We start from the raw sequence: 19,559 nt of genomic DNA on the forward strand, positions 1-19,559 counted from the left end.
CGACACCTTCCGTGAGCCCTCAGTATGCGCACACACGGCGAAGGGGCCGCACACACGCGCGTGCGGCCCCTCTCAGCGGCGTTGGCCGAAGGCCCGCGGGCTCTCCGGCAGACGGCCGGGCTCAGTGGCCGCCCTGCTCCTTGAAGCGCTTGTAGGACCGCTCGATCTCGATCTCGGCGTCGGTGCGGCCGACCCAGTTGGCGCCCTCGACGGACTTGCCGGGCTCCAGGTCCTTGTACACCTCGAAGAAGTGCTGGATCTCCAGGCGGTCGAACTCCGACACGTGGTGGATGTCACGCAGGTGCTCCACCCGCGGGTCGGTCGCCGGCACGCACAGCAGCTTGTCGTCGCCGCCGGCCTCGTCGGTCATGCGGAACATGCCGATCGCGCGGCAGCGGATCAGGCAGCCCGGGAACGTCGGCTCGTCCAGGATGACCAGCGCGTCCAGCGGGTCGCCGTCCTCGCCGAGGGTGTTCTCGACGAAGCCGTAGTCGGTCGGGTAGGCGGTCGAGGTGAAGAGTCGACGGTCCAGGCGGATCCGACCGGTCTCGTGGTCCACCTCGTACTTGTTGCGCGAACCCTTCGGGATCTCGATCGTGACGTCGAACTCCACCGGTGGCTCCTCCATGATCAGCACATACTTCGGGTGATTAAGTGTCCCTCACGCAGGTGTGTGATCGCGAAAGGGGCTGGTGGTCGTGCCAGAACTGAGGCCTTGGCGGGCCGCGAGACCGCACGCGGTGCGGGTCGCCGCCGCCGTACGACCACGCGTCGCGCGGCTGTCCGCAGCCGCCAAGCCGCAGTTCACACGGCTCGCGCAGGTCGCGGGACCGCTGCTCGCACGAGTGCCGCGAACCATCGGGCCGCGCCTCGCGATCACGAGGCCGAAGGCCGTCAGGACCTGGCGGTACACCGCGGGTGCGGCCACGGCCGGGCTGGCACTGGCCGCCGGGGTGGTGACCGCCGCCGGCCCCTGGGACTCCTCGGGTCAGCGTACGGCCGAGCGGGACCGCGCCGCCGCCCAGGGCCGTACGGGTGGCGCAGATCACGGCCGCCCGCCGTCCGGCCCCCGTCCGGCCGCCCCGCGTCCCGCGCCCAGCGCCGTCGCCGTCCTCACCGGCCTGGGCGGCACCGCCGCCGGGACCGGACGGTCCGCCCCCGGCTCCGTGCCCGACCCGGCCGCCCTGACGGCCGTCCTGGACCCGCTGCTGGACGTCCCGGCGCTCGGCGGCCGGCACGCCGCCGCGGTCGTCGACGTGGCCACCGGCCGGCTCCTGTACGGCGCCGCCGACGGGGCCGGCCGGGCTCTGACCCCCGCTTCCACCACCAAGATCGCCACCGCGGTCGCCGCGCTCTCCGCGATGGGCCCCGACCACCGCCTGACCACGCGCGCGTCCCTGGAGGCCGACACCGGGGAACTCATCCTCGTCGGCGGCGGCGACCCCACCTTGACCGCCAGGGCGGCCGCGGACGGCTGGGCCAGCCTGCGCACCCTGGCCGCGGACACCGCCGCCGCGCTGAAGAAGCGCGGCATCACCCGGGTCACGCTGTCCTACGACACCAGCCTGTACGCCGGCACCCGGATTCACCCCATCGGGGTCAACCCCAACCTGGCCCCGGTCACCGCACTGATGGTCGACGAGGCCCGCACCGACGACTCGACGAGCGGACCGGCGCGCCGGGCGGCCGACCCGGCCGCGGACGCCGCACGCCGCTTCGCGGACCTCCTGCACAAGGCCGGCGTCACGACGACCTCCCCCGGCCCGTCCAAGGCCACCGCCCGCGCGCGGACACTGGCCGCCGTCTCCTCGCCGCCGCTGTCCGACGTGGTCGAGCGGATGCTGACCAACAGCGACAACGACATCGCCGAGGCCCTCGCCCGGCACACCGCCCTCGCGAGCGGCGAACGCGCCGACTTCGCCGGCGGCGGCCGCGCGATCCGCGCCCGGCTGGAACGGCTCGGGCTGCCCCTGGCCGGAGTCCGCTTCCAGGACGGCAGCGGCCTCGACCGGCGCGACCGGCTCACCCCGAAGCTCCTCACCGCGCTCCTCGTCAAGGCCGCCGACCCGGCCCACCCGGAACTGCGCACCGTCCACACCGGCCTGCCCGTGGCCGGCTTCACCGGCACCCTGGCCGGCCGGTACGCGCAGGGCGCGGCGGGTGTCGTACGCGCCAAGACGGGCACCCTGACCGGTGTCAACACCCTGGCCGGCACGGTCGTGGACACCGACGGCAGGCTCCTGGCCTTCGCCCTCCTCGCCTCCGACACCACGAACGCCGGGGCCGCCCAGGCCGCGCTGGACCGCGCGGCCACGGCGCTGGCGGCGTGCGGGTGCCGGTGACACCCGCCGAGCCCGTCGGGGCCATGGGCCCCGCCGGTCAGCGGCCCGCCCGCCGACCGTGGCACCCGCCCACGGGCACGGGCCTCGCGTCCGTGGCCTGCCCCCGGCCGCGGGGCTCACGTACGGTTGACGCATGACGAGCATCGGTGGTGCGGAGATGGTCGACTGGAATCTCGCGGTGGCGACCGCGACCCGCCTCGTACGGCCGGGTCCGGAGGTGAGCCGCGACGAGGCCAGGGCCGTCGTCGCGGAGCTGCGCCGGCACGCCAAGGCCTCCGAGGAACACGTCCGGGGCTTCACCCGGATGGGCACCGAGGAGACCCACGACACCCCGGTCCTCGTCGTCGACCGCCCCGGCTGGATCCGGGCCAACGTCGCGGGCTTCCGGGAGATCCTCAAGCCCCTCCTCGAGAAGATGCAGGAGCGGCGCGGCAACAGCACCGGCGGCGCGGTCCTGGGCGCCGTCGGCGGCAAGGTCACCGGCGTGGAACTCGGCATGCTGCTGTCGTTCCTCGCGTCCCGCGTCCTCGGCCAGTACGAGACGTTCGCCCCCGCCACGCGCGAGCTGCCCGCCGGGGAGAACGGCGGCGGCCGGCTGCTCCTGGTCGCGCCGAACATCGTCCACGTGGAGCGCGAACTCGACGTCGAGCCGCACGACTTCCGCCTGTGGGTCACTCTGCACGAGGAGACGCACCGCACCCAGTTCTGCGCCGTGCCCTGGCTGCGCGACCACCTGGAGGGCGAAATCCAGTCTTTCTTGGGGGAGACCGACGTCGACCCCATGACCTTCCTGGAGCGCGTCCGGGAAGCCGCCCAGTCCCTGGCCGGGGGCCGCCCGGAGGGCGAGGAGGACGACGGCGGGCACTCCCTGGTCGAGCTGGTGCAGACCCCGGCGCAGCGGGAGATTCTCGGCCGTCTCACCGCCGTGATGTCCCTGCTGGAGGGCCACGCCGACTTCGTGATGGACGGCGTCGGCCCGGACGTCGTGCCGACCGTCGCCGAGATCCGCGAGAAGTTCCAGCAGCGGCGCGCCAAGGGCGCCTCCCGCCTGGATCTCGCGCTGCGCAAGCTCCTGGGACTGGACGCCAAGCTCCGGCAGTACCGGGACGGCGAACGCTTCGTACGGGCCGTCGTCGGCCAGGTCGGCATGGACGGCTTCAACCGGGTGTGGACCTCACCGAACACCCTCCCCACCAAGGCCGAGATCGCCGAACCGGCGGACTGGATCGCGCGGGTGCATCGCAAGGCCGAGTCGTGAGCCCCTCGCGGCCGCGGTGAACCGGATTCGGCCGACGGCAGGCGAACGCCCCCGCAATCACCCGTCCGAGGGACCGTGAGCCCTGGGCAGGCGTGCAATGCTCGGGGAACGGCCCGGTTCTGTCACCATCTACACACTCTGAGTGACCGGCCTCGGGCTCACCCCCCGAACTCCACGAAGGGAACCGGACATGGGTCCCCATCCTGCGGTCGCGGCGATACGCCTGGCGGTCCGCCGCGTCCTTCACGACCTCCTCACCGAACAAGCCTCCGCCACCACGGGCACGGCTCCCGCACTCCCGGCAGTCGCCCCCGTCCCGGCCCCGGCGGGCACCGGCGCCGCGCCGGCACCGTTCGGCGGCGCGCCGACTGATCCCAGCTCGGCGCCGACGGGTCCCGGCAACGCGTCAGCGGGTCCCCGCAACCCGTCAGCGGGTCCCGGTACCGCGCCGGTCGATCCCGGCGGTGCGGCCACGGCTCCCGGCTCCGCAGCGGTGGGCATCGGCTCCGCCCGGGCGGGCACCGGCGCCGCCACGACCGGGGGCGGCACCCTCTCCGCCCCGCGCACCGTTTCCTCCTCACCCACCGTCCCTGACGGCGCCGACCCTCATGGCGCCGACTTCGGCGGTGCCGGGTCCGGTGGTGCGGGGGCTTACGGTGGCGGGTCCGGTGGCGCGGAGGCGTACGGTGCCGGGTCCCTCGGCGCTGGGCGTCCGGGTGGCGAGCCCCGCGGCGCCGGCCGCCAGAACCTCGCCGCAGGGCGCCCCGCGGCACCGCTCGTCCTCGTCGCCTGCTCCGGCGGCGCCGACTCGATGGCGCTCGCCTCCGCCCTCGCCTTCGAAGCCCCCCGGCTCGGCATCCGCGCGGGCGGCATCACCGTCGACCACGGCCTGCAGCCGGGCTCCGACCTTCGCGCCGCCGAAGTCGTCCTGCGCCTGCGCGAGCTCGGCCTGGACCCCGTGGAGTCCACCGCCGTCACCGTGGGCCGCGAGGGCGGGCCCGAGGCCGCCGCCCGGGACGCCCGGTACGCCGCCCTGGACGCCGCCGCCGAACGCCACGGCGCCGCCGCCGTCCTGCTCGGCCACACCCGCGACGACCAGGCGGAGACCGTCCTCCTCGGCCTCGCCCGCGGCTCCGGCATCCGCTCCCTGTCCGGTATGGCCGCGGTCTCGGGGGCCGACGGCCGCTACCGGCGCCCCTTCCTCCAGCTCGACCGGCAGACCGCCCGCAAGGCCTGCATGGTCCAGTCCCTGCCCGTCTGGGACGACCCGCACAACGCCGACCCGGCCTACACCCGCTCCCGGCTCCGCCACGAAGGCCTGCCCGCCCTGGAGAAGGCGCTCGGCAAGGGCGTCGTCGAGGCCCTCGCCCGTACGGCCCAGCTCTCCCGTGACGACGCCGACGCCCTCGACGAATGGGCCGGCCAGGCCGACGCCACCGTCCGCGACGCCGCCGGCCTCCTGGAGTGCGCCAAGCTCTACGCCCTCCCGCCCGCCGTCCGCCGCCGGATCCTGCGCCGCGCCGCCATCGGGGCCGGCGCCCCGGCCGGCTCCCTGTTCGCCCGCCACATCGAGGAAGTCGACCGGCTGATCACCGGCTGGCGCGGCCAGGGAGCCATCAACCTCCCCGGCAAAGTCGTCGCCCGGCGCCAGGGTGGCAGACTGGTGATTCGGCAAGGCTGAATCCCGACTCCCCGACCGGGGGCGGGACCCGACCCCGACCCCAACGGGGCCGGAAGCCGGTGGCCGTAAGTGCGGGACGACCGAAAGTGATGCGGGTGGACGCGAAAGACATGGGTGCCGACCTCAAGCAGGTGCTCATCACCAAGGAAGAGATCGACGCCAAGCTGGCGGAGCTGGCCGCGAAGATCGACGCGGAGTACGCGGGCAAGGACCTGCTCATCGTCGGCGTCCTCAAGGGCGCGGTGATGGTCATGGCCGACCTCGCCCGAGCGCTGTCCACCCCCGTCACCATGGACTGGATGGCCGTGTCCTCCTACGGCGCGGGCACCCAGTCCTCCGGCGTCGTGCGGATCCTCAAGGACCTCGACACCGACATCAAGGGCAGGCACGTCCTGATCGTCGAGGACATCATCGACTCCGGGCTGACCCTGTCCTGGCTGATCAACAACCTCGGCTCGCGCGAGCCCGCCTCCCTGAAGGTGTGCACCCTGCTGCGCAAGCCCGACGCCGCCAAGGTCGCCATCGACGTGGAGTGGGTCGGCTTCGACATCCCCAACGAGTTCGTCGTCGGCTACGGCCTGGACTACGCCGAGAAGTACCGCAACCTGCCGTTCGTCGGTACGCTCGCGCCCCACGTCTACGGCGGCTGAGCCGTCCGTGCCCGGTCGCTGAGCCGGACGGGCCAGTCTTGTCAGACGATCGGGAACCCCAGCGGGTTCCGCACCGTTGGAGCATGCAGACGGCGTCACCGGCCTCTCCGTGCGGCTTCGGGCCACCATGCTGGGGTACCGTCAGAAGAACTGTCTTATCAAACTCACTATGGCAGGAGGGACGGGGCGGCACCGCTCCGTGTGGATGGACGTGAAGCGATACTTCCGTGGGCCGGTCATGTGGATCGTGCTGGCCGTCCTTGCCGTGGTCGTGTTGATGCAGGTCGTCGGCGATTCCGGCGGCTACAAGACGGTGGACACCGGCCAGGTCGTCCAGGCCATCAACGACAACAAGGTCGAGTCGGCCAAGCTGACCACCGGTGACGAGCAGACCATCAAGGTCACGCTCAAGGACGGTGTGAAGGTCGAGGACAGCTCGAAGATCCAGGCGAGCTACATCGGCGACCAGGGCGTGACCATCGCCAACACGCTGCAGACCAAGTACCAGGACAAGCAGATCCCGGACGGCTACACCGTCTCACCGTCGAAGCAGAACCCGTTCGTCGGGATCCTGCTCTCGCTGCTCCCCTTCGTTCTCATCGTCGTCGTGTTCCTGTTCCTGATGAACCAGATGCAGGGCGGCGGCTCCCGGGTGATGAACTTCGGCAAGTCGAAGGCCAAACTCATCACCAAGGACACCCCGAAGACGACGTTCACCGACGTCGCGGGCTGCGACGAGGCCGTCGAGGAGCTCCACGAGATCAAGGAGTTCCTGCAGGAGCCGGCGAAGTTCCAGGCCGTCGGCGCCAAGATCCCCAAGGGCGTGCTGCTCTACGGCCGCCCCGGCACCGGCAAGACGCTGCTCGCCAGGGCCGTCGCCGGCGAGGCCGGTGTGCCGTTCTACTCGATCTCCGGTTCCGACTTCGTCGAGATGTTCGTCGGTGTCGGTGCCTCCCGGGTCCGTGACCTGTTCGAGCAGGCCAAGGCGAACGCCCCCGCGATCGTGTTCGTCGACGAGATCGACGCCGTCGGCCGCCACCGCGGCGCCGGCCTGGGCGGCGGTCACGACGAGCGCGAGCAGACCCTGAACCAGCTGCTCGTCGAGATGGACGGCTTCGACGTCAAGGGCGGCGTGATCCTCATCGCCGCGACGAACCGGCCCGACATCCTCGACCCGGCCCTTCTGCGGCCCGGCCGCTTCGACCGCCAGATCGCGGTCGACCCGCCGGACCTGCAAGGCCGTCTGGAGATCCTCAAGGTTCACCAGAAGGGCAAGCCGGTCGCACCCGACGTCGACCTCGCGGCGGTCGCCCGCCGTACGCCGGGCTTCACCGGCGCCGACCTGTCGAACGTGCTGAACGAGGCGGCGCTGCTCACGGCCCGCAGCGACAGGAAACTCATCGACAACCAGATGCTGGACGAGGCCATCGACCGCGTCGTGGCGGGCCCGCAGAAGCGGACCCGGATCATGTCGGACAAGGAGAAGAAGATCACCGCGTACCACGAGGGCGGTCACGCCCTGGTCGCGGCGGCTTCCCCGAACGCCGATCCGGTCCACAAGATCACGATCTTGTCCCGCGGCCGCGCCCTCGGCTACACCATGGTCCTGCCGGACGAGGACAAGTACTCGACCACGCGCAACGAGATGCTCGACCAGCTCGCCTACATGCTGGGCGGGCGGGCGGCCGAGGAACTGGTCTTCCACGACCCGACCACGGGCGCCGCGAACGACATCGAGAAGGCCACCACCACGGCCCGCGCGATGGTCACCCAGTACGGCATGACCGAGCGTCTGGGCGCCATCAAGTTCGGCGGCGACAACACCGAGCCGTTCCTCGGCCGTGAGATGGCCCACCAGCGCGACTACTCGGAAGAGGTCGCCGCCCTGGTGGACGAGGAAGTCAAGAAGCTCATCGAGAACGCGCACAACGAGGCCTGGGAGATCCTGGTCGAGAACCGCGACGTCCTCGACAACCTCGTCCTGGCCCTCCTGGAGAAGGAGACGCTCGGCAAGGAGGAGATCGCCGAGATCTTCGCGCCGATCGTCAAGCGCCCGCCGCGGCCCGCCTGGACCGGTTCCTCGCGGCGCACGCCGTCCACCCGTCCGCCGGTGCTCTCCCCGAAGGAGCTCGCCCTGACGAACGGCGCCAACGGCGTGACCCCCGCGATCTCCACCGCAAAGTCCACGGCCGTCGACCCCGCCCCCGCGGTGGAGCCGACCCCCGAGGACCGCCCGGAGAGCTGACTCACGGCCGGGGCCGCCCGATACGGCCCCACCAGGCCCGGAATGGATGCCGCGCCCCCCAGGTTCTAGCCTGGGGGGCGCGGCATCGCGTTGTGCGTGCATGTCCGCCCGCAGATCGACACGCGTTCGCGCACGCGTGACCCGCACAGGAACGAGGCTTCACATGACCGACCCCGTGACGCTGGACGGCGAGGGCACTATCGGCGAGTTCGACGAGAAGCGCGCCGAGAACGCCGTACGGGAACTCCTGATCGCGGTCGGTGAGGACCCGGACCGAGAGGGCCTCAGGGAGACGCCGGCGCGGGTGGCGCGGGCCTACCGGGAGATATTCGCGGGGCTGTGGCAGCAGCCCGAGGACGTGCTGACGACCACTTTCGACCTGGGCCACGACGAGATGGTGCTGGTCAAGGACATCGAGGTGTTCTCAACCTGCGAACACCACCTGGTGCCGTTCCGGGGCGTGGCACACGTCGGCTACATCCCGGCGACCACCGGAAAGATCACCGGCCTGTCGAAGCTGGCCCGGCTGGTCGACGTGTTCGCTCGCCGGCCCCAGGTGCAGGAGCGTCTCACCACGCAGATCGCGGACTCCCTGATGGACATTCTGGAGCCGCGTGGGGTGATCGTCGTGATCGAGTGCGAGCACATGTGCATGTCCATGCGGGGCATCCGCAAGCCGGGCGCCAAGACCATCACCTCCGCGGTGCGCGGCCAACTGCGGGACGCGGCCACCCGCAACGAGGCGATGAGCTTGATCATGGCCCACTGAACCGGCTGCCGGTCGGTTCCGGCATCGTCCGCCGGTGGTCCGCTGCCGTTGGCTCCCGGCCCGCTCACCGGTCCGCCGAGTACCCGCCTACGGGGCGGGGCAGCGGCTGACGCCAGTCGCCCAGGGTCGTGAGGAGACACGCGCGGGCCAGACGGCGTACGTCGTCCCACGCGGGGTCCGTGGACAGGGCGTCGGCCCACAGGCCGGTGCGGCTGACGGCATCGATCTTGCCGAGGCGGCGGCCGATGGCCCGGAGGGCGCGCAGGCTCCCGGCTTCGATGGCTCCGCGCTCGGCGAGTCCTTCGCCGACTCGGCAGAGGAGTTCCGTCTCCGCGATGAGGGACTCCGTCTCCAGCTCGCGTTCGCCCAGCCAGGCGATCTGGGCCTCGCCGTCGGCTGCGAGAAGGGCCAGGAGGCGGAGCGTCCAGGTGCGCAGGTGGGCGTCGCCGAGTCGGTTCATCCCCGCAGGATCGCAGCCCGCCCACCACCCGAGGCGCCGTCCGGCCCGCCGGCCCCGGTGACGCTCACGCCGGGGAGGCCGCCCCCGAGTTCCGGTCGTCGTCCTCGGGCAGTCGGCAGACCCGCTCCAGGAAGACCGCCGCCGCTATCACCGCGATGCCTGCGACGACCGAGAAACCGGCGTAGATGGCCTGGTCGCGGCGGGCCGGCACGTCGAGGAACTCCAGGAGGAAGACGCCCGTGCCGCCGTACATGCCGGCGACGAGGGCCGCGACCAGGGCGCTGGCCTGCCCGAAGACGACCGCGCGGGCCGCCATCAACGGGTCCACGCCCTTCGCCTCCGGGCGGCGCTCGCGCTGCGCCTTCAGCCGGGCGCGCAGCGACACGGCCGTCGCCAGCAGCACCACGGCGATCAGGGCCAGCACGATGGGCGCGGCCAGGGGGACGGCGGGCAGGCTCCCGAGCGAGTTCCACAGGCGGGCACCCGCCCAGGACAGGACGCCGGCGACGAGGAAGACGCCGACCAGCGTCCTGATGCGCAGCTCTCTCACGGTGTTCCTTCAGCTCCCCCGACTGGGCCCGACGTACGCGCGGTTCTGTCGACCTTAACGACTACTCGGGCAGGTGGAGTTCCAGGTCCTCGCGGGGAGCGACCCCCTCCCGGGTGACGGTGTCCAGCAGCGTGGCGACCGGTCCGCGGCCCGGCAGGGTGGCGCCCGGGTCCACGTCGTGCCAGGGGGCGAGGACGAAGGCCCGTTCGTGCGCGCGCGGGTGGGGGAGCGTGAGCTGCGGGTCCTCGGAGACGACATCGGCGTACGCCACGATGTCGACGTCCAGGGTGCGGGCACCCCAGCGTTCCTCGCGCACCCGGTGGAAGGCCTCCTCGACCGCGTGGGCCCGCTCCAGCAGGGAGGACGGGGGCAGGGTCGTCTTCAGGACGACGACCGCGTTGAAGTACGAGGGCTGGCTGCCCGGTTCCACACCCCAGGGCTCGGTCTCGTACACCGGCGAGACGGCCTTGATGCGCACGCCCGGCGTGTCCTCCAGGGCGTCGATGGCGCCCTGGAGCGTCTCCAGCCGGTTCCCGAGGTTGGCGCCGAGCGAGATCACCGCCCGTTGCGGGTTGTGCAGCGTGGTGTCGGCGGCGTCGACCTTCTCGACGACGGAGGCGGGTACCGGCTGTACGGTCGGGTCGCTGGGACCCTTGATGAAGGGTGCAGTCATACTCGGCTCCGGATGATGGTGACGGTCACGTCGTCGAAGGGGACCGTGATCGGGGCGTCCGGTTTGTGGACGCTGACCTCGACCTGCTGGACCCCCTCGTGCTTCAGGCAGGCCTGGGCGATGCGCTCGGCGAGCGTCTCGATGAGGTTCACGGGCTCGCCCTCCACGACGGCCACGACCTCCTCCGCCACGATGCCGTAGTGCACGGTCTTCGCCAGGTCGTCGTCGGCCGCGGCCGGGCGGGTGTCCAGGCCGAGGACGAGGTCCACGACGAAGGTCTGGCCCTTCTCGCGTTCCTCGGGGAACACCCCGTGGTACCCGCGGGCCCTCAGGCCGCGCAGCGCGACACGATCCACGCGAATCACTCCTGCAATCGTCGGTGACGGCCGGTCACTGCCGTGTGCGGGCGGCATACCGGCCTCGAACGAATCTACCTGCGGGCACTGACGGGGCCGGGCCGCGGGGGCGCGGGTCCGGCCGGGTCCAGGAGGTTTCACCGTGCGTTTCCCCTGGAGAATCCGGCGGCTCACGGGTTGGTAGCCGCCCTTACCCGCAGGCCGGTGATCCCAACCACTTCTTGGTCCTTGCGGGGCCGTCAGGCGGGTGACTCGTCCTCTTCCTCCCCTTCGGTCTCCGCCAGTACGGGGGAGGCGTGGTGGGACCAGATCTTCCAGCCGTCCGAGGTGCGGCGGAACACGTTGGTGGCGACCACCAGCTGGCCCACGAGCGGCCCCAGCTCCTCGCCGGCCGCGGGCGCCGGACCGCCGCTGAGGATGTTCTCGGTGCAGGTCACCAGGGCTGTGTCGCCGGTGACCGAGACGTGGACGTCGGTGAGGAAGAACTGGATGTAGTCCGTGTTCGCCATGATCAGCGCATACGACCTGAGGACGTCGCCGCGGCCGGTCAGCACCGGCCAGCCGGGGTGCACGCAGGAGATCACACCGCTGTCGGCCGGGTCGTGGTACTCCTCGTCGACGCCGAGGTCGCCCGGGGTCAGCCAGAGTGACGACAGCGTCTCGAAGTCGCCCCGCTCCATGGCTTCGTAGAAGGCGGTGTTGGCGGCCTCGACCTGTTCCACGTCGGTATGGGGGGCGCTCACCGCTGTCCTTCCCCACGCGGCGCACCACCGGTCCCCGGCGCGCGGGGGAGGCCGTGCGCCCCGGGAGCTTCCCGGGGGCCGGGCGCGTCGGCGGGCTCGGGCGCCCCGCGCTCGGGGCTGGGGACCGGCGCGGGCGATCCGTCGCGCGCCGGGTTCCCCGCGTGTGGGCCGGGCGTGCGGGTGTCGTCACGTGCCCCGCGCTCGTTGTGCGGGCCCGGCGCGCTTCCTGCGGCACGCGCCCCTTCCACCGCGCGTGCGACCCGTACGGCGTCCGCTGTGGCGTGGACGTCGTGGACGCGGACCGCCCAGGCGCCGGAGTGGGCCGCGAGGGCGGACACGGCGGCGGTGGCGGCGTCGCGCTCGCGGGCGGGGGGCGGGGCGGCGTCCGGGCCGGCGAGGACGCGACCGAGGAAGCGTTTCCGGGAGGCGGCGACGAGCAGGGGGTGGCCGAGCGTGTGCAGGCGGTCGAGGTGAGCGAGGAGCGCGAGGTCGTGCTCGGCGTCCTTGGAGAACCCGAGCCCGGGATCCACGACGACCCGGTCGGGGGAGACACCGCCGGCGAGCACGGCCTCCACACGGGCGCGCAGTTCGTCGACGACCTCGGCGACGACGTCGTCGTAGACGCCCTGGACGTTGCCGCCCTGGAGGAAGCCGCGCCAGTGCATGACGACGAAGGGGGCGCCGACGTTCGCGACGACGGGGATCATCGCCGGGTCGGCGAGCCCTCCGCTGACGTCGTTGACGAGGGCGGCGCCGGCGGCGAGGGCCTGCTCGGCGACGGAGGCGCGCATGGTGTCGACGGAGACGACCACGCCCTCGGAGGCGAGGCCCCGCACGACGGGGATGACACGGCGGAGTTCCTCGGCCTCGTCGACGCGGGTGGCGCCGGGACGGGTGGACTCGCCGCCGACGTCGACGAGGTCGGCACCCTCGTCGACCAGCGCCAGACCGTGCTTGACGGCGGCCGTCGTGTCGAACCAGCGGCCGCCGTCGGAGAAGGAGTCGGGCGTCACGTTGACGACGCCCATGACCGCGCAGCGGTCCCAGTCCGGAAGGCCGACCACGCGCGCGCGTCCGCTGTGCTTGCTCATATGTTCAGCGTAGGCCCAGGGAGGCGCCCGGACGCGGGACGGCCCGGGCGGACGCCCCGGGGGCTGGGGGGCCGGGCGTCCGTCCGGGCCGTGCTTCGAGGGGATGCGGGTCGCCCGCCGGCGGCCCGCGGGCGGTCAGGCGGCCCGCACGTCGCGCTCCGCCAGTGCGTGGGCGCAGGGACGCGCGGCGCGCGTACGGCGGCGCAGGAAGCGCGGCAGCGGCAGGGCCAGGTCGACGAAGCCCTCCGCCTGCATCGCGGCGAAGCCGATGCGCGGCAGGTCGCTGGAGGCCCGGTAGACCACGAACCGGGGCTCCCAGCGGGGCCGGAACTTGGCGTTGAACTTGTACAGCGACTCGATCTGGAACCACCGCGACAAGAACACCAGCAGCCCGCGCCAGGCGCGCAGCACCGGTCCGGCGCCGATCTTCTCGCCGCGCGCCAGGGCGGAGCGGAACATCGCGAAGTTCAGCGACACGCGCGCGATGCCGAACTTCGGCGCGGCCTCCAGCGCGGCCACGATCAGCAGCTCGTTCATCCCGGGGTCGGCGGAGCGGTCGCGCCGCATCAGGTCCAGGGAGGCGCCGTCCCTGCCCCAGGGGACGAAGTGCAGGATCGCCTTCAGGTCGCCGTAGGGGCCCGGTTCCTCGTCGGCCTTGTGGGCGGTGGCGATGAGGCAGTCGCCGTCGGCCGGGTCGCCGACGCGGCCCAGCGCCATGGAGAAGCCGCGCTCGTTGTCGGTGCCGCGCCAGTCCTCGGCGGCCCGGCGGATCCGCTCCAGTTCGGCCTCGCCCAGGTCACGGACACGACGTACCCGGGTTTCGTAACCGGCGCGTTCGATGCGCTTGACCATCTGGCGGACGTTGCGCATCGCGCGGCCGGCCAACGAGAAATCCGCGACGTCCACCACCGCCTCGTCGCCGAGTTCCAGCGCGTCCAGGCCGGTCTCGCGGGTCCACACCTCGCCGCCCGTCTCCGAGCAGCCCATCACGGCGGGTGTCCAGGAGTGCGCCTTGGCCTCGTCCATGAACCGTTCGATGGCGCCGGGCCAGGCCTCGACGTCGCCGATGGGGTCACCGCTGGCCAGCATCACGCCGGACACGACGCGGTAGGTCACGGCGGCCTTGCCGCTGGGGGAGAAGACCACGGCCTTGTCGCGGCGCAGCGCGAAGTGGCCCAGCGAGTCGCGGCTGCCGTGCTTGTCCAGCAGGGTCCGCAGCCGGGCCTCGTCCTCCTCGGTGAGGCGCGCGGCCGGGTGCTCGGGCCGGAAGGCGAGGTAGATCGTGGTGACGGCGGTGATCCAGCCGAGGGCGCCGAGGGAGAAGGCCACCGTCCACGAGGTGTCGTTCTGGTAGTCGACCGGGCCCTCGAAGCCGAACAGCCCGTAGAGCACGTGGGTGAGGCGGTCGGCCAGGCTCGGGTCGCCGTGGATGGTCCCGGGGTGGGCGCTGACGATGACCAGGCCGAGCGCGACGGAACCCGCGCCCATGAGGACGAAGTTGGCCAGCGCGCGCCAGCGGCTGCGCGGGTCCGGCAGGGCCGCGAACTGGTCGCGGTGGCGGAGCAGTGGCACCAGGAGCGCCAGCGAGATCAGCACGCCGATGACGGAGTGCCGGTAGGTGAACTGCGCGACCGCGCCCGCCGGCAGGAGCGCGACGGCGGCGCGCCAGGCCCGCCGCTTGCCCCGCTTCAGGCCGTGCGCGAGGAGGAGCAGCAGGACTCCGGCGCTGAGCGACAGTGCCGCGGCGAAGGGCCCGAAGGAGCCGGGCAGTACCTCGGCGAGCGCGTGCATGCGGCTGTGCCGGAACCGCGGGAAGACACCCCCGGCGACGTCCAGGAGACCCACGAGGGCGCACGCTCTGCCGACAAGCACGGGAACGGACTCGGGGCGCGGGCCCCGGAGCACGCGCCGCACCCGGCTTGATCGGCTCGGAACCCCGCCCGACATTTCCCCATCTTCCCTGACAGACATCGCATCCCACGTTCGCGAGAGAGACCTTGAATCCGGTGCCGATCGGGCATCCGGCGACATTGCGTCCTCTAGGACGGTGTCTCGGGGTCAGAGGTTCACTCCTCCCCCCAAAGCCCCTTCAAAGGTCGAGGAAAGTCCGGAACAAGCCCCGGTGGCGACGCGGGTGCACGGACGGGAAGCACAGGCGGGAACACCCTCATGGGTCTTACGAGCAACAAGGTGCTGTTGTTGGCGGTCCTGTCCGCCCTGTCGCTGTTCGTCGGCACGGTGTGGCTGTGGCCGCGGCTGGCCCGGCGCAGCTGGCGGGCGGTCGGCGGCCGGGTCGGACTGCTGCTCGGCACCCAGGTGACGGTTTTCGCGTCGGTGGGTCTCGTCGCGAACCAGGCATTCGGGTTCTACGCCAGTTGGGCCGACCTGTTCGGCCAGGAGACCGAGATGGGGGTGGTCGTCGACCACACCGCAGGCCGGGGCGGGCAGCTGAAGGTGCTGGAGACCCATCGGGTGGACGGCGCGCCCGGAGCCCGGCCGCAGGTGGGCGGGCAGGTGCAGAAGGTGTCCGTCCAGGGCCGTACGTCGCGCATCGCGTCGCCCGCGTACGTCTATCTGCCGCCGGAGTACTTCCAGCCGGAATACCGCACACGCACGTTCCCGGCGGCCGTCGTCCTCACGGGCTATCCGGGCACCGCCAAGGCGCTCGTCGACAAGCTGCACTTCCCGCGCACCGCGCGGGAACTCGCCGAGAAGGGGCGGATGCAGCCGATGATCCTGGTGATGCTGCGGCCGACGGTGGCGCCGCCGCGGGACACCGAGTGCGTGGACATCCCCGGTGGCCCGCAGACGGAGACCTTCTTCGCCAAGGACCTGCCGGACGCCGTGCGCGGCCACTACCGGGTGACGGCCCGGCCCGGCAGCTGGGGCATCATCGGTGACTCCACGGGCGGCTACTGCGCGCTGAAGATCGCCATGCACCACCCCAGGGTCTACGCGGCGGGCGCGGGCCTGTCGCCGTACTACAAGGCGCCGACCGACCCCACCACGGGCGATCTCTTCCACGGCAACGAGACGCTGCGCCACGAGGCGGACCTGTTCTGGTACATCAAGAACAGACCGGCGCCGGACACCTCGCTGCTCGTCACCAGCAGCAAGGTCGGAGAGGCCAACTACAAGGAGACGCTCAAGTTCATCGACGAGGTGAAGGCGACCGACCGGACCCGAATATCGTCGATCATCCTCGACAGCGGTGGGCACAACTTCAACACCTGGCGGCGCGAGATTCCGCCCGCGCTGGAATGGATCAGCGGGCGGCTCGGTGCTCCCGACCAGAAATGATCTTGATTGTTGTCGGGGGCGCGGCGGGGGTGAATTCCTGATGCGGCGTGAGGGCTGGGAGATGGTTGTGTTTTTACGGGGCGGGGCGCCAACGATCGCGTACGCGCGGTAAGTTTCTGGCCATGCCACGTGGACGTCACCGCCATTCCCCGCCCCTGCACAGGCTGCTTCCCCCTTCGGCGATCGCCGGCGTCTCTCTCATCTGCGCATTCGGCCCCTGGGTGTTCTCGGAGACGGGCGTGCTGCGGGTCGTCGCCGCGATCGCGGCCGCTACCGCGGTCGTCGGGGCCGCGGTGATGCGCCGCTGGGACACCCAGGCCGGCAAGCAGGTCGCCGACCTCACGCGCGCGCGGGCGAGCGACGAGTGGCGCTTCGAGGAACGGGTCGCCGAACTGGAGACCGACCTCGAGGAGTCGCGCGAGCTGCGCACCAAGCTGGAGCAGCGGCTGCGGGCCAAGCGCGCGGAGCTGGCGGGCCTGCGCAACGAACACGCCGCCCTGCTGCGCCGCTACGCCACGGCGGAGACCGAGCGCGCCAGCGCCCTGGAGGGCCGCCGCCGGCTGGAGATAGAGGCCACCGTGCCGGCACGCGAGCTGACGCCCGCCCCGCCGGGCGGACTCGGCGCCCGGACCGGCGAGACCGCGAAGGACCGGGAGGAGCGCCGGGAAGAGACCCGGGAGACCCTGGAAGCCGGGAAGGCCGCGACGCAGGAGACGGACCCGGCCGCGGCGACGGCCGGGAAGGCTGCGGCTGTGGCTGCCGAGGCCGACTCCGAGGCCGACTCCGAGCCCGAGACCCCGGCGGTGTTCTCCCCTCAGGGATCGCGGCTCTTCCTGCGCGCCCAGGAGGCGCTGAGCCGCCTCGACCCCGACAAGAACCCCGAGCGGTCGCCCGCCGGACCCCGGACCGCGGTGGACGCCCCGGCCGGACGGGAGGACGCCGACCCGCACACCACCGGGCAGGAGACCAGCGGGCGGGACACCATCGGGCAGGGCACCGCCGCCCGTGACGGCGCCGGCCAGGAGGACGAGGCCCAGGGGAAGCCCGGGGCGGTCGACGAGCACGCGCGCGCGACCGCCATGAACCAGGACGCGCAGGACGACGAAGGCGCGCAGGACGACGAGGGCGCGCAGGACGACAAAGGCGCGCAGGACGACAAAGGAGGCAAGGGCGCCGCGAGCCGTCAGGGTGACGCGGTGACGTCCCCGGCCCCGCCCGCCGCTTCCACCGCGGTCGCCCCGCGGCCCGCGGCCCCCCAGCAGCGGCCGGCCGGCCACTTCACCGTGCCGACCGCCGTCGCCGTCGTACCGGCCGCCCAGCCCCCGCGCCGCCCCGCCGACGAGGGCGGGTTCGACTTCTTCGGAACGAAGAAGGCGCCGGCGTCCGACGCGCTGGACGCCGTGCAGAACGAGGACCTCGCCGACGTCGTCGGACCCGAGGCGCTCGCCCTGCACAAGGCCGAAGCGGAGTCCGCGTACAAGCCGGCCGACGCGGAATCCCGCGGGATCGGCCAGGTCATCGACCTGACCGCGCACGACGAGACCGAGCACATCGACGTCCAGCGGCTGCGCAGCGCCGCCTCCTGAGACACCACCCCGCTACACCATCCAGCGGTCGGACCGGGCGCCTGCGCGTCCGGTCCGTGACCGTTCCGCCTGCTCCCGCAGCACCGCCGCGGCCTCTCGTGCGTCCCGCAGCCGGGCGGTGACGGTGCTGTCGGCCCCGGTGTCCACGTGCACGTCCGCGAGGCCGCACAGTCGCTTCCAGGGCCCCTGCGAGAGCCGTACGCTCTGCACCTTCGCGTGGGGTACCAGGGCCAGCTCGCGCCGCAGCAGCCCGTGCCGCGCGGCGAACACCGCGTCGGTGACGACGAGCCCGTACCCGCGCCACCATCCAGGGACGCACCGCCCGGCCCGGCGCGGCGGGCGCGCGGGTGCTTCGGCGGCGGGGACGGTCACCCCGGGCAGCACGCGCGCGATGACCGCTTCCGCCGCCTCGCGCGGGGCGACCGGCACCAGCACGGAGTTCGCCGAGCCGGCCACGTCCAGCTCGACCCGCACCCAGCCGCGCCGCCGCCACAGCACCGGCTCGACGATCCGCACGGTCTGCACACGGCCCGGCGGCACCGTCTCGTGCGCCCGGTCCAGCAGACCGTGGTCGATGCGCAGTCCGTCCGGCGAGTCGCCGACTGTCCAGTCGTACTCGGTGACGAACCGCCCGGCGCTGCGCGCGCCCGCCGCGCCGAGCAGCGGCACGCCGGTGGCCAGGACCGTCCACACGCTGTCGGTGACCAGCCAGAGCACCAGGGGGACAACGAGAGCGGCGGCCAGGGCCGCCCAGGTGGCGCCCGTCAGGACGAGGGAGAGCGCGAGCGCGCGAGGGGGCACGCGCAGCAACTCGCGCGCCGGCGCCTCGCCGACTTCACGCGCCGTCTCGGGTGCGAATCCCGCCGCGCGCGCGAGCAGCTCCGCCCGCAGGGCGCGCGCCTCCTCCTCGCCCAGGTAGGCCAGCTCGTCCTTCTCGTCGGCGCCGACCACGTCGAGCCGCAGCTTGGCCACACCGGCCACGCGCGCGAGGAGAGGCCGGGTGACGTCGATCGCCTGGACGCGCTCCAGCCGGATGTGCGCGGTCCGCCGGAACACCAGTCCGGTACGGATGCGCAGCTCGCTGTCGGTCACGGAGAAGTGGGTGAACCACCAGCTCAAGAAGCCGTAGAGGGCCGAGACCGGTACGACCACGACAACGACGACCAGCAGCGTCGTGGTGGTCAGCCGGGCCAGCTGTTCCTGGGCCTGGTTCGGGTCGTGCACCGCCCATCCGGCCATCACCGCGACCGGGGCCCACGCCCGCCGGAATGGCGTCACGGGGTGCAGTCGGCGCTCCCGGACGGCCTCCCGCCCCACCACACCGTCCTCGACGCCCGGCGTGGTCACAGCCCCGCCGATCGGGCCTCGCCGAGCTCGGTGAGCCGGTCGCGCAGCCGTTCCGCCTCGGCCGGGTCGAGGCCCGGGATCCGCGCGTCCGTCGCCGCGGCGGCGGTGTGCAGCTGGACGCCGGCCAGCCCGAACCAGCGCTCCACGGGGCCGGAGGTCACTTCCACGAGCTGCATGCGCCCGTACGGCACCACGGTCTCCTCGCGCCACAGCACGCCCCGGCTGATCAGCAGGTCGTCCGCGCGTTCGGCATAGCGCCAGGAGCGCCAGTTGCGGCCGATCAGCACCCAGCCCCAGGCGGCCGCCGCCAGCGGCAGCAGCGCGAACGCCGCCCACGCCGGCCCGACTAGCAGTCCCAGCAGCACGCCCACGGCGAGCGCCGCCGACCCCAGCCACACCACCAGCAGCAGCCGTCGCATACGCAGCAGCCCCCGGGGCAGCCCCGTCCACGCCGGCTCCGCCCCCGTCATCTGTGCGCCTCGCGGGCTCCCCGTCTCCATGCGGCCAG

General features: G+C 72.7%; 16 protein-coding genes and 2 pseudogenes. 8 read left to right on the plus strand and 10 right to left on the minus strand.

Annotated features, from left to right (window positions below; genetic code table 11):
* Positions 1-121: 121 nt before the first annotated feature.
* A complete protein-coding gene (locus AC3ET3_RS06665) occupies positions 122-613 on the minus strand; it encodes an inorganic diphosphatase (protein ID WP_121791090.1) in 492 nt (163 codons plus the stop codon).
* Positions 614-692: 79 nt separating this feature from the next.
* On the opposite strand from AC3ET3_RS06665, the gene dacB reads away from it, so the two are divergent.
* The 6 genes and pseudogenes from dacB (at position 693) to folE (ending at position 8,945) form a co-directional block, all read left to right on the plus strand.
* Positions 693-2,342, plus strand: a complete 1,650-nt coding sequence (gene dacB / locus AC3ET3_RS06670) for a D-alanyl-D-alanine carboxypeptidase/D-alanyl-D-alanine endopeptidase (RefSeq protein ID WP_435611807.1) — start codon at positions 693-695, stop codon at positions 2,340-2,342.
* Positions 2,343-2,475: 133 nt separating this feature from the next.
* The gene (locus tag AC3ET3_RS06675) at positions 2,476-3,600 is read left to right on the plus strand and encodes a zinc-dependent metalloprotease (protein WP_432135230.1); all 1,125 of its coding nucleotides are present in this window, start codon (positions 2,476-2,478) and stop codon (positions 3,598-3,600) included.
* Between the two features lie 751 nt (positions 3,601-4,351).
* Positions 4,352-5,281, plus strand: a pseudogene (gene tilS, locus AC3ET3_RS06680) (tRNA lysidine(34) synthetase TilS); the annotation flags it as partial.
* 89 nt (positions 5,282-5,370) lie between these two features.
* Positions 5,371-5,931, plus strand: a complete 561-nt coding sequence (gene hpt, locus AC3ET3_RS06685; RefSeq protein ID WP_381078971.1) for a hypoxanthine phosphoribosyltransferase — start codon at positions 5,371-5,373, stop codon at positions 5,929-5,931.
* A gap of 205 nt (positions 5,932-6,136) precedes the next feature.
* Positions 6,137-8,176: an ATP-dependent zinc metalloprotease FtsH gene (gene ftsH / locus AC3ET3_RS06690; RefSeq protein WP_432139141.1), complete on the plus strand. Its 2,040-nt coding sequence runs from the start codon at positions 6,137-6,139 to the stop codon at positions 8,174-8,176.
* 163 nt (positions 8,177-8,339) lie between these two features.
* Entirely contained in the window at positions 8,340-8,945 is a 606-nt protein-coding gene (folE, locus tag AC3ET3_RS06695) for a GTP cyclohydrolase I FolE (RefSeq protein WP_432139136.1), read from the plus strand.
* Between the two features lie 64 nt (positions 8,946-9,009).
* On the opposite strand, the gene AC3ET3_RS06700 is transcribed toward folE, so the two are convergent.
* The 7 genes and pseudogenes from AC3ET3_RS06700 to AC3ET3_RS06730 all read right to left on the minus strand — a co-directional run bounded on the left by AC3ET3_RS06700 (position 9,010) and on the right by AC3ET3_RS06730 (position 14,765).
* Positions 9,010-9,405: a hypothetical protein gene (locus tag AC3ET3_RS06700; RefSeq protein WP_435611808.1), complete on the minus strand. Its 396-nt coding sequence runs from the start codon at positions 9,403-9,405 to the stop codon at positions 9,010-9,012.
* 64 nt (positions 9,406-9,469) lie between these two features.
* Positions 9,470-9,955 (minus strand): DUF3180 domain-containing protein, encoded by a 486-nt coding sequence (locus AC3ET3_RS06705; RefSeq protein ID WP_432139134.1) that lies wholly within the window; start codon positions 9,953-9,955, stop codon positions 9,470-9,472.
* Between the two features lie 61 nt (positions 9,956-10,016).
* Positions 10,017-10,628 carry a 2-amino-4-hydroxy-6-hydroxymethyldihydropteridine diphosphokinase gene (gene folK / locus AC3ET3_RS06710; protein ID WP_432139133.1) on the minus strand — a complete coding sequence of 204 codons (612 nt, stop codon included), beginning with the start codon at positions 10,626-10,628 and terminating at the stop codon, positions 10,017-10,019.
* Complete coding sequence (gene folB, locus AC3ET3_RS06715) at positions 10,625-10,984, minus strand: dihydroneopterin aldolase (RefSeq protein WP_432139132.1); 360 nt, start codon at positions 10,982-10,984, stop codon at positions 10,625-10,627. The genes folK and folB overlap by 4 nt, the downstream gene beginning before the upstream one ends.
* 239 nt (positions 10,985-11,223) lie before the next feature.
* Positions 11,224-11,727 carry a nuclear transport factor 2 family protein gene (locus AC3ET3_RS06720; protein ID WP_432139131.1) on the minus strand — a complete coding sequence of 168 codons (504 nt, stop codon included), beginning with the start codon at positions 11,725-11,727 and terminating at the stop codon, positions 11,224-11,226.
* 191 nt (positions 11,728-11,918) lie between these two features.
* Positions 11,919-12,818, minus strand: a pseudogene (gene folP, locus AC3ET3_RS06725) (dihydropteroate synthase); the annotation flags it as partial.
* A gap of 135 nt (positions 12,819-12,953) precedes the next feature.
* Positions 12,954-14,765, minus strand: coding sequence for a phosphatidylglycerol lysyltransferase domain-containing protein (locus AC3ET3_RS06730; RefSeq protein WP_432139130.1), 1,812 nt, complete (start codon positions 14,763-14,765; stop codon positions 12,954-12,956).
* 222 nt (positions 14,766-14,987) lie between these two features.
* Between AC3ET3_RS06730 and AC3ET3_RS06735 the strand changes: the two genes are divergently transcribed.
* Entirely contained in the window at positions 14,988-16,118 is a 1,131-nt protein-coding gene (locus tag AC3ET3_RS06735) for an alpha/beta hydrolase (protein ID WP_432139129.1), read from the plus strand.
* Positions 16,119-16,240: 122 nt separating this feature from the next.
* Positions 16,241-17,704 (plus strand): hypothetical protein, encoded by a 1,464-nt coding sequence (locus tag AC3ET3_RS06740; protein WP_435611809.1) that lies wholly within the window; start codon positions 16,241-16,243, stop codon positions 17,702-17,704.
* Between the two features lie 12 nt (positions 17,705-17,716).
* On the opposite strand, the gene AC3ET3_RS06745 is transcribed toward AC3ET3_RS06740, so the two are convergent.
* Positions 17,717-19,051: a PH domain-containing protein gene (locus AC3ET3_RS06745; protein WP_435611810.1), complete on the minus strand. Its 1,335-nt coding sequence runs from the start codon at positions 19,049-19,051 to the stop codon at positions 17,717-17,719.
* Positions 19,048-19,551: a PH domain-containing protein gene (locus tag AC3ET3_RS06750; protein WP_432155999.1), complete on the minus strand. Its 504-nt coding sequence runs from the start codon at positions 19,549-19,551 to the stop codon at positions 19,048-19,050. The genes AC3ET3_RS06745 and AC3ET3_RS06750 overlap by 4 nt, the downstream gene beginning before the upstream one ends.
* Positions 19,552-19,559 lie beyond the last annotated feature (8 nt).

This window comes from Streptomyces sp. bgisy159, from assembly GCF_057707805.1.